This window comes from Stenotrophomonas sp. YJH_SMC_135, assembly GCF_059372355.1.
On sequence record NZ_JCAFVN010000002.1, the window covers coordinates 971,075 to 980,041 of the forward strand.

General features: G+C 68.6%; 9 protein-coding genes. 5 read left to right on the top strand and 4 right to left on the bottom strand.

Features of this window, described 5'->3' with window-relative positions; translation table 11 throughout:
• The first annotated feature begins 49 nt into the window (after positions 1–49).
• Positions 50–2,431 carry a penicillin-binding protein 1C gene (gene pbpC, locus AC5P98_RS10880; protein ID WP_495230009.1) on the top strand — a complete coding sequence of 794 codons (2,382 nt, stop codon included), beginning with the start codon at positions 50–52 and terminating at the stop codon, positions 2,429–2,431.
• A 117-nt stretch (positions 2,432–2,548) separates the two neighbouring features.
• On the opposite strand, the gene AC5P98_RS10885 is transcribed toward pbpC, so the two are convergent.
• Both AC5P98_RS10885 and AC5P98_RS10890 read right to left on the bottom strand, forming a co-directional pair.
• Positions 2,549–3,124, bottom strand: a complete 576-nt coding sequence (locus tag AC5P98_RS10885; RefSeq protein ID WP_014648036.1) for a ferritin-like domain-containing protein — start codon at positions 3,122–3,124, stop codon at positions 2,549–2,551.
• 29 nt (positions 3,125–3,153) lie between these two features.
• Positions 3,154–3,636 (bottom strand): peroxiredoxin, encoded by a 483-nt coding sequence (locus AC5P98_RS10890; protein WP_049408230.1) that lies wholly within the window; start codon positions 3,634–3,636, stop codon positions 3,154–3,156.
• A 261-nt stretch (positions 3,637–3,897) separates the two neighbouring features.
• On the opposite strand from AC5P98_RS10890, the gene AC5P98_RS10895 reads away from it, so the two are divergent.
• On the top strand, positions 3,898–4,785 hold the full coding sequence (locus AC5P98_RS10895) for a DnaJ C-terminal domain-containing protein (RefSeq protein ID WP_032957103.1): 888 nt from the start codon (positions 3,898–3,900) through the stop codon (positions 4,783–4,785).
• 88 nt (positions 4,786–4,873) lie between these two features.
• Here the strand turns inward: AC5P98_RS10895 and pilH are convergent, their stop codons facing one another.
• Complete coding sequence (gene pilH, locus AC5P98_RS10900; protein ID WP_014648033.1) at positions 4,874–5,245, bottom strand: twitching motility response regulator PilH; 372 nt, start codon at positions 5,243–5,245, stop codon at positions 4,874–4,876.
• An 88-nt stretch (positions 5,246–5,333) separates the two neighbouring features.
• Entirely contained in the window at positions 5,334–6,329 is a 996-nt protein-coding gene (locus tag AC5P98_RS10905) for a YhdH/YhfP family quinone oxidoreductase (protein ID WP_049408228.1), read from the bottom strand.
• A gap of 153 nt (positions 6,330–6,482) precedes the next feature.
• Here AC5P98_RS10905 and hflK point away from each other — a divergent pair, with 153 nt between their 5' ends.
• The 3 genes from hflK (at position 6,483) to AC5P98_RS10920 (ending at position 8,729) form a co-directional block, all read left to right on the top strand.
• Positions 6,483–7,616, top strand: coding sequence for an FtsH protease activity modulator HflK (gene hflK, locus AC5P98_RS10910; RefSeq protein WP_032957109.1), 1,134 nt, complete (start codon positions 6,483–6,485; stop codon positions 7,614–7,616).
• Positions 7,613–8,476, top strand: a complete 864-nt coding sequence (gene hflC / locus AC5P98_RS10915; protein WP_014648031.1) for a protease modulator HflC — start codon at positions 7,613–7,615, stop codon at positions 8,474–8,476. The genes hflK and hflC overlap by 4 nt, the downstream gene beginning before the upstream one ends.
• Positions 8,477–8,543: 67 nt before the next feature.
• Positions 8,544–8,729, top strand: a complete 186-nt coding sequence (locus tag AC5P98_RS10920) for a DUF2065 domain-containing protein (protein WP_005414170.1) — start codon at positions 8,544–8,546, stop codon at positions 8,727–8,729.
• Positions 8,730–8,967: the final 238 nt, after the last annotated feature.

Below are 8,967 nucleotides of genomic sequence, written 5' to 3' on the forward strand. Positions count from 1 at the left end.
CCGCGCGGACGGGCCGCGACGGCGCGGCCCGTCCTGCCGGCAACCTGCAATGAACAACACGATGCCGATCTGGCTGGCGGCCCTGCGCCGCCGGCTGCAGCCGCTGTGGCCCTGGCTGCGCTGGGGTACGGCCGCCACGCTGGTGCTGCTGCTGGTGCTGGATTTCGCCTTCCCGCCACCGCTGCCGAAGCAGCGTGATACCAGCACCCTGGTGGTGGCTGCCGACGGCACGCCGCTGCGTGCATTCGCCGATGCCGAGGGCGTGTGGCGCTACCCGGCTTCGATCAACAGCGTCTCGCCGCTGTACCTGCAGGCGTTGCTGACCTATGAAGACCGCTGGTTCTGGCGGCATCCGGGCATCAACCCGCTGGCGATCCTGCGTGCCAGCGGCCAGCTGCTGCGTGGCGGCCGCATCGTTTCCGGTGGCTCGACCCTGACCATGCAGGTCGCCCGCATCCTCGATCCGCATACGCGCACGCCGTGGGGCAAGCTCAAGCAGATGCTGCGCGCGGTGCAGCTGGAAGTGCACCTGAGCAAGCAGCAGATCCTGGCCCTGTATCTGGAGCGCGCGCCCTACGGCGGCACCATCGAGGGGGTGGAAACGGCCAGCTGGGCCTACCTGGGCAAGCCGGCGGCGCAGCTGTCGCATGCCGAGGCCGCGTTGCTGGCGGTGCTGCCGCAGGCGCCGAGCCGGCTGCGCCCGGACCGTCATCCGGAAGCGGCGCAGAAGGCGCGCGACAAGGTGCTGTCCCGCATGAACGAGCTGGGCGTGTGGACGGCGGACGAAGTGGAAGACGCGCGCATCGAGAACGTGGTGGCGCGCTCGCTGCGCCCGCCGCTGCACGCCGCGCTGCTGGCGCAGCGCCTGCACTCGGCGCATCCGGGCCAGGCACGCATCCAGAGCAGCATCGACATCGGCCTGCAGCGCACACTGGAAGAACGCGTGGCCAGCTATTTCTCGACGCTGCCTGAACGCACCTCGGCCGCCCTGCTGGTGGTCGACAACCAGACCCTGCAGGCGCGTGCCTATGTCGGCACGCTGGCGTTCGGTGACCGGCAGCGGCTGGGCCACGTGGACATGGTGCAGGCCTGGCGGTCGCCGGGCTCCACGCTCAAACCGTTCCTGTATGCCATGGCGCTGGACGATGGCCTGATCCATTCGGAAAGCCTGCTGGTCGATGCGCCGCAGAGTTTCGGCAGCTACCGCCCCGGCAACTTCGACATGGCTTTCAATGGGCCGATTGGTGCCTCCAGCGCGCTGCGGCTGTCACTCAACGTGCCCTCGGTGGACCTGCTGCAGCGGGTCGGTCCGGCGCGCTTCGCCGCACGCCTGTCGCACTCCGGCATCCAGCTGCGCTTCCCGCCGGGCAGTACACCCAATCTGTCGCTGATCCTGGGCGGCACCGGTGCGCGGCTGGAAGATCTGGTCGGTGCGTTCGCAGCGCTCAACCGCAACGGCATCGCCGGGCGCGTGCGCTACACCGATGACGAACCGATGATCGAGCGTCGCCTGGCCTCGCCGGGCGCCAGCTGGATCGTGCGCGAGATGCTGGAATCGAATCCGCGGCCGGGGTATAGCGTCGGGACGTTCGATGTCGGTGGCCGCCCGCGCGTGGCGTGGAAGACCGGCACCAGTTACGGGTACCGCGATGCGTGGGCGATCGGCAGCACCCGCCACTACACCGTGGGCGTGTGGGTGGGGCGGCCGGACGGCACACCGCTACCGGGCCAGTACGGCGCGGTGACCGCGCTGCCGCTGATGTTCGAGGTGGTGGACAGCCTGCCGCGCCAGCGCGGTGATTCAGCTGCTGCACCGATGCCGGCCAGTGTCAGCCAGGAGGACGTCTGCTGGCCCACCGGCGAACGTGCCGAGGGCCTGCCAGCGGCGCTGTGCCAGCGGCGGATGTCGGCCTATCTGCTGGACGGTGCGGCACCGCCGACCTTCCCCGAGCGCGAGGCGCGGCGCTGGCAGCCGGGGCGGCAGCGTTACCTGGCCGACGCGCGGACCGGTCTGCGTGTATCCGCTGATTGCCGTTTGCCGCATCAGGAAGTCGCGCGGGAGATCGCGCGTTGGCCGGCGTTGTTGTCGCCGTGGCTGCCGAAGGCCACGCGCGAGGCTTCGCAGCTGCCGGCGCTGTCGCCGGACTGCTGCGACGACGGGCGTGAGGCCAGCGTCGCGCTGCACGTGGACGGGCTCAATGACGGCGCCACGCTGGCGCGCGCGCCGAATTCCGAACACGGCGTGCGCCTGCAGTTGCGCGCGCTGGGCAGCGAGCAGGCGGTGGACTGGTTGCTGGATGGACGCTGGATTGCACAGACCCACGGCGCGCAGCTGATGCAGCGCGAGTTCGCCGATCCGGGCGCACACACCCTGACCGCGCTGGCAGCCGACGGCGCGTGGACGCAGGTGCGGTTCAACGTCCTGCGATAGGTGCTGGGAATGGCCCGTCGACCCGACGCATCCATGCTCTGGTAGGTGCCAACCTTGGTTGGCACGCGATAAATGCGCCCACCAAGGTGGGCATCTACCAAGGCGTTTGCGGGGCCGCTATTCCCCGATCCACCCGTCCAGCAGGTCGGCGAACTCGTCGGCGTGTTCTTCCTCCTGCGCCAGGATCTCTTCAAGGATGCGCTTGGTGGTGGTATCGCGATCGCCGATGAAGTTGATCATCTCGCGGTAGCTGTCGATGGCGATCCGTTCAGCCACCAGGTTCTCGCGCACCATGTCGCGCAGGTCGCTGCCTTCCTTGTACTCGGCATGCGAGCGCGTGGTCAGCGTATCCGGGTTCAGGTCCGGCTCGCCGCCAAGCTGGACGATGCGCTCGGCCAGCTTGCCGGCGTGCGCCTGTTCCTGCTGTGCATGCTCGAGGAACTCGGCCTTGACCGCGTCGGCCAGCATGCCCTTGGCCATGAAATAGTGCCGGTAGTAGCGCAGCACGCACACGTACTCGGTGGCGAGGGCATCGTTGAGCAGCTTGATCACCACCTTGCGGTCGGCGCTGTAGCTGTCGGTGATCGCGCCGTCTTCGATGTTGTGCCGGGCACGCTCGCGCAGGGTCTGACGGTCACTGATGCCGGGAATCCCGGCGGCGGGCTTGCTGGCTTTGGCTGGCTTGCTGGACATTGCTGGCCGTTTCCTTCTGCGGTGGGGAATCAGGTAGGCAGGTGCTCCAGCACGTACTCGGCGGAAGACACCTCGAACTGGCCCGGCTGCTCGATCCAGGCCGCACGCACCACGCCATCGACCACGTACAGCGCGAAGCGGCGCGAGCGCATGCCCATGCCCGAGGCGCTGGCATCCAGCTCCAGGCCGAGCGCGCGGGTCAGCTCAGCATTGCCGTCGGACAGCATCAGCAGGCCGTCGGGCACCTTCTGGTCGGCGGCCCAGGCTTTCATCACGAACGGGTCGTTGACCGCCACGCAGTAGACATCGATGCCGCGCTGGCGGAAGGCCTCGAATTTTTCGACGTAGCCGGGCAGGTGGCGGGCCGAGCAGGTGGGGGTGAACGCGCCGGGCACCGCAAACAGGACGACCTTGCGGGCGTCGAACAGCGAATGCGTATCAAGTGTTTCGATGCCCTCGCGGATGCGCTTGAGGGTCACTTCCGGAATGTGGTCGCCGACTTGGATGGTCATGGGGAACTCCTTGCTGGGGCAGGCTAGTGGGCCGGATGGGACAGGGGCGTCAAGACATTGGAAAACCCGTGTGCAGGCCCCATCTTCAGGCGTTGCGGCGGGCGCTTCCAGCCACAGCCTGGGGCATCGGGATGGCAGCGGCATTGCGCAGGATCAGTCGGCCTCACCGGGGCCGCACGAGGGGCGGCGTAGCATCGCCGGCGCGTAGAATGAACCCGGGGCGGCGCCACCGGCGCGGCCGAAGCAGATCGAGGTAGCTGGATGGAATTCAAGGATTACTACGCCACCCTGGGGGTGGAACCGAGCGCGGGCGAGGCGGAGATCAAGACCGCCTACCGCCGGTTGGCACGCAAGTACCACCCGGACGTCAGCAAGGAGGCCGGGGCCGAAGACAAGTTCAAGGCGGTCAACGAGGCCTACGAGGCGCTGCGCGATCCGGAAAAGCGCGCAGCCTACGACCAGCTGCGCGCGCAGGGCTATCGCCCGGGCGAGGAGTTCAACGTGCCGCCGAACTACGGCGGCGCCGGCGGTTTCAATTTCGAGGAAGTATTCGGCGGTGGTGGCCCCAACGGCGGCTTCAGCGACTTCTTCGAAAGCCTGTTCGCGCGCCAGCGTGGCGGTGCCGGTCCGGGCCCGGGCTTCAGCAGCCAGGGCCACGCACCCAACCGCGACACCCGCGCCAAGCTGTCGGTCCCGCTGGAAGCGGCCTACAGCGGCGACAGCCTGCGCATCACCGTCAACGGCAAGCAGCTGGACGTGCGCGTGCCCAAGGGCATCCGTCCGGGCCAGGTGATCCGCCTGGCAGGGCAGGGCAACCATGGCGGCAACCTGCTGCTGGAAGTGGAGTACGCCGCGCATCCGCAGTTCGAGGTCGATGGCCGCAACATCCTCTATACGTTGCCGGTCACGCCCTGGCAGGCCGCGTTGGGCACCAGCATCAGCGTGCCGACCCTGGGCGGTGCGGTGGAGCTGAAGATCCCCGCCGACTCCGATGCCGGCCGCAAACTGCGCCTGCGTGGCCGCGGCCTGCCGGGCAGCCCGGACGGCGACCAGATCGTTGAAATCGAGATCGTGGCCCCGGCCGCGACCGACGAGGCGCAGAAGAAGGCCTACCGCAATCTGGCCAAGGCCTTCGGTGAGGCCATTTGAAGGTAGTGCCGGCCGCTGGCCGGCAACTTCATTGCCCTGGACGGTGATGCGTGGTTGCCGGCCAGCGGCCGGCACGACCACGCGCGTCTCAGCCCTGGCCGGCGAACACCCGCTCCAGCACCTCGGACAGCTCGTCTTCCGAGAACGGCTTGGTGATGTAGGCCTTGGCGCCCTGGCGCATGCCCCACATGCGATCGGTGTCCTGGTCCTTGGTGGTCACCAGGATCACCGGGATATGCCGGGTCGCCTCGTCGCGGGCGAGGGTACGGGTGGCCTGGAAGCCGTTGAGATTGGGCATCACCACGTCCATCAAAACCAGGTCGGGCAGCTCGGCCCTGGCGGTTTCGACCCCGGCGGCGCCATCGGTGGCGGTCAGGATCTGGTGCCCGAGCTTCTCGACGATGCGCTGTATCCCCAACAGCTGCGACGGTGAGTCGTCGACGATCAGAATGCGTGCCATGTTGTTCCCCATGTAATGCCCGCAGTGTAGTGCGGGCTCATTACCGGCGGGAGGGGGGCACCTGCCGTCCGTCGCCTGCCTGCGACGTTCAGTCGATCCGCACCACCGTGCGGCCCAGCGATCCACCCGCCAGCATCCGCTCGAACACTGCCCGGAGGCCATCAAGGCCGACCTCGGCGGTGCAGATGCGGTCCAGGTGCTGCGGCTTCCACTCACCGCCCAGGCGCGACCACACCTCTTCGCGCAGCCGGCGCGGCGCATTGGCCGAAGACACGCCGAGCAGCGACACACCGCGCAGGATGAAGGGCATCACCGTCATGTCCAGCGTCGGGCTGGCCGCCAGGCCGGCGCTGACCACGCTGCCGTAGGGCACGGTCTGCGCCAGCAGGCTGGCGAGCATGGCGCCGCCGGCATTGTCCAGGCCCCCGCCGAAGCGCGCCGACTGCAGCGGGGCGGTGTCGGCCAGCGCCTCGCGCGGCAGCACCTCGCTGGCACCGATGTCGCGCAGGAAGTCGGTCTGGTCCGGCTTGCCACTGACCGCGTGCACGGTGTAGCCGGCACGGCTGAAGATCGACAGCGCCAGCGCACCGACGCCGCCGCTGGCGCCGGTGACCGCCAGCGGGCCGAGCTCCGGGGTCTGACGGTTGTCCTGCATGCGCAGCAGCGCCAGCGCCGCCGTGAAGCCGGCGGTGCCCAGCACCATCGCCTCGCGCGGGCTCAGCCCGGCCGGCTGTGCAATCACCGCACGCGACTCCAGCCGCACATACTGGCTGTAGCCGCCGTCACGGGTCTCGCTGAGGCCGCAGCCGGTGGCCAGCACCGCGTCGCCTTCACGCCAGGCCGGGTCGGTGCTGGCGACCACGGTGCCGGCCACGTCGATGCCGCCGATCAGCGGGAAGCGGCGCAGGATCTTCCCCTTGCCGGTGCCGGCCAGGGCATCCTTGTAGTTGACCGAGGACCAGTGGGCGCGGATCAGCACCTGCCCGGGGTTGAGGTCGTCGACACCGATCCGGGTCAGGCCGCTGCGATAGCCGGCGTCGTCGTTTTCGATGCGGAAGGCGGTGAACGGGGTGGTGGGGGCCATCGGCGTTGCCTGACTTCGAGGAAAACGCCACCTTACCCCGTCGTCGCCCTTTCGATCCTGCCGATCCGCCCCATCTTGTATGATCGGTAATGGTTTCACGGCTGGCGCCGCGGGAAGGGCCCGCGCCGCAGCCCACATCTTGATGGAGCGTGCATGGCCTGGAATACACCCGGCGGCAACAAGGGCGGACAAGGCCCCGAGGACAATCGACGCGGGCCGTTCGGGTCGCGCGGCGGTGGCAATGGTGGTGGCTGGGGCGGACTGCCCGGGCCGCTGAAGGACCTGTTCGACGGCGGCATCGTGCGTTGGGTGGTGGCGGCCGTGGTGCTGCTGGTGCTGTTCTCCAGCTTCCAGCTGATCGGTGAACAGCAGCGTGGCGTGGTCCTGCGCTTCGGCCAGTTCTCGCGCATCCTGCAGCCCGGCCCGAACTTCAAGCTGCCGTGGCCGATCGAGTCGGTCACCAAGGTCAACGCCACCGAGATCAAGACCTTCTCGATCCAGGTGCCGGTCCTGACCCGCGACGAGAACATCGTCAACGTCTCGCTGAACGTCCAGTACCGCATCGACGATCCGCAGCAGTACCTGTTCGGCACGGTCGATGCCAACCAGGTGCTGGAGCAGTCGGCGCAGAGCGCGGTGCGCGAGGAAGTCGGCCGCGCCGACCTCAATGCCGTGCTGAACAACCGTGGCCCGCTGGCCGTGGCCGCCGAGGAGCGCCTGCAGGCGCTGCTGAAGGCGTTCAAGACCGGCCTGACCGTGACCGGCCTGACCCTGCAGGACGCCCGTCCGCCGGAGGAAGTGAAGCCGGCCTTCGACGAGGTCAATGGTGCCCAGCAGGTCAAGGAACGCCTGATCAACGAAGCCCAGGCCTACGCCGCCAAGGTCGTGCCGGAAGCCCGAGGCCAGGCCTCGCGCGCCCGTACCACCGCCGAAGGCTACAAGCAGGCAGTGGTGTCCAAGGCCGAGGGTGACGCGCAGCGCTTCAGCCTGTTGCAGGCCCAGTACAAGGACGCGCCGGAAGTGACCCGCAAGCGCCTGTGGCTGGAGACCGTGCAGCAGGTGCTGAGCGAGAACCGCAAGGTGATCGGCGGCGATGGCCGCCAGCTGATCTACGTGCCGATGACTGGCGACACCCGTCCTGCCACGTCGGCCCCGGCCGCAGTGGCAAACCCGGACGTGGTCATGCCGTCGCTGCCGGGCGCAGCGGTGGAAGCTTCCCGTGATCCGGGCCGGCCGGTGGGCCGCCCGACCGGGCGACCGAGCGGCCGTGAGGAGGGCAGCCGATGAAGAGTCCTATCTGGATCGCCGTGATCGTGGCGGTGGTGCTGGGCCTGCTCGGCTCGGTGTATGTGGTCCGTGAGGACCAGACCGCCATGGTGCTGAACCTGGGCAAGGTGGTGCGTTCGGACATCAAGCCAGGCCTGCACTTCAAGGTGCCGGTGGTGGAAACGGTGAAGGTCTTCGACCGCCGCTTCCAGGTGCTCGACACCGCGCCGGCGCGCTACTTCACCGCCGAGCAGAAGGACGTCAGCGTCGACTTCTTCGCCATCGGCTACATCTCCAACGTGGGTGACTACTTCCGTGCCACCGGCGGCGACCCGCGCGTGGCCAACGCCCGCCTGGCGCCGATCATCACCGATTCGCTGCGTAACCAGATCAACTCGCGCACCCTGCAGCAGCTGGTGTCCGGCGACCGCAGTGAGCTGATCGCCGAGCAGTTGAAGGGAATCAACGAGGCCGTGGCCGGCCTGGGCATGCAGATGATCGACCTGCGCATCAAGCAGGTGGACCTGCCCACCGACAGCCAGGTGATCAACGACGTGTACGAGCGCATGCGCGCCCAGCGCAAGCAGGAAGCCGCCAAGCTGCGCGCGGAAGGCGAGGAACAGTCGCTGACCATCCGCGCCCAGGCCGACCGTGACAGCACCGTGCTGATCGCCGAGGCCGAGCGCGATGCACAGCGCCTGCGCGGTGAGGGTGATGCGGAAGCCACCCGCATCTACGGCAAGGCCGGTTCGGCTGATCCGTCGTTCTACGCGTTCTACCGTAGCCTGGAGGCGTACCGCGGCTCCATGACCGACGGCAACGGCGTGATCGTGCTCGACAAGAACGACCCGTTCCTGCAGTACCTGAAGAACGACCGCTGAGGTCGCAGGGCATTACCCCACGGGGCCCGGCCAACTGCCGGGCCCCGTGCTTTTTCCGGAGTTCCCGATGAAAGATCTGTTCGCCGCCGTCTGCCTGGTCGCGGTGCTGGAAGGCCTGTTCCTGTTCGTCGCGCCGTTCGCCTGGAAGCGCATGGCCGAACGCCTGCTGGACCTGCCCAGCCCGGCCCTGCGCAGCTTCGGCGGACTGGTGCTGCTGGCCGGCCTGAGCCTGCTGTGGTGGGTGCGGCACTAGAAGCCCCGGCGCGGCCGCCTGCGTCTACGTGCGTGGCCTGGCCTTGGTAGCTGCCAACCTTGGTTGGCATTGCCGGCCAGCGGCCGGCACTACCGGGCGGGCAGTTGACCGACCGGCACCAGCGTGGCCAGGCTCTGGTAGCTGCCAACCTTGGTTGGCATTGCCGGCCAGCGGCCGGCACTACCGGGCGGGGCAGCTGACCGCCCTGCACCTGCGTGGCCAGGCTCTGGTAGATGCC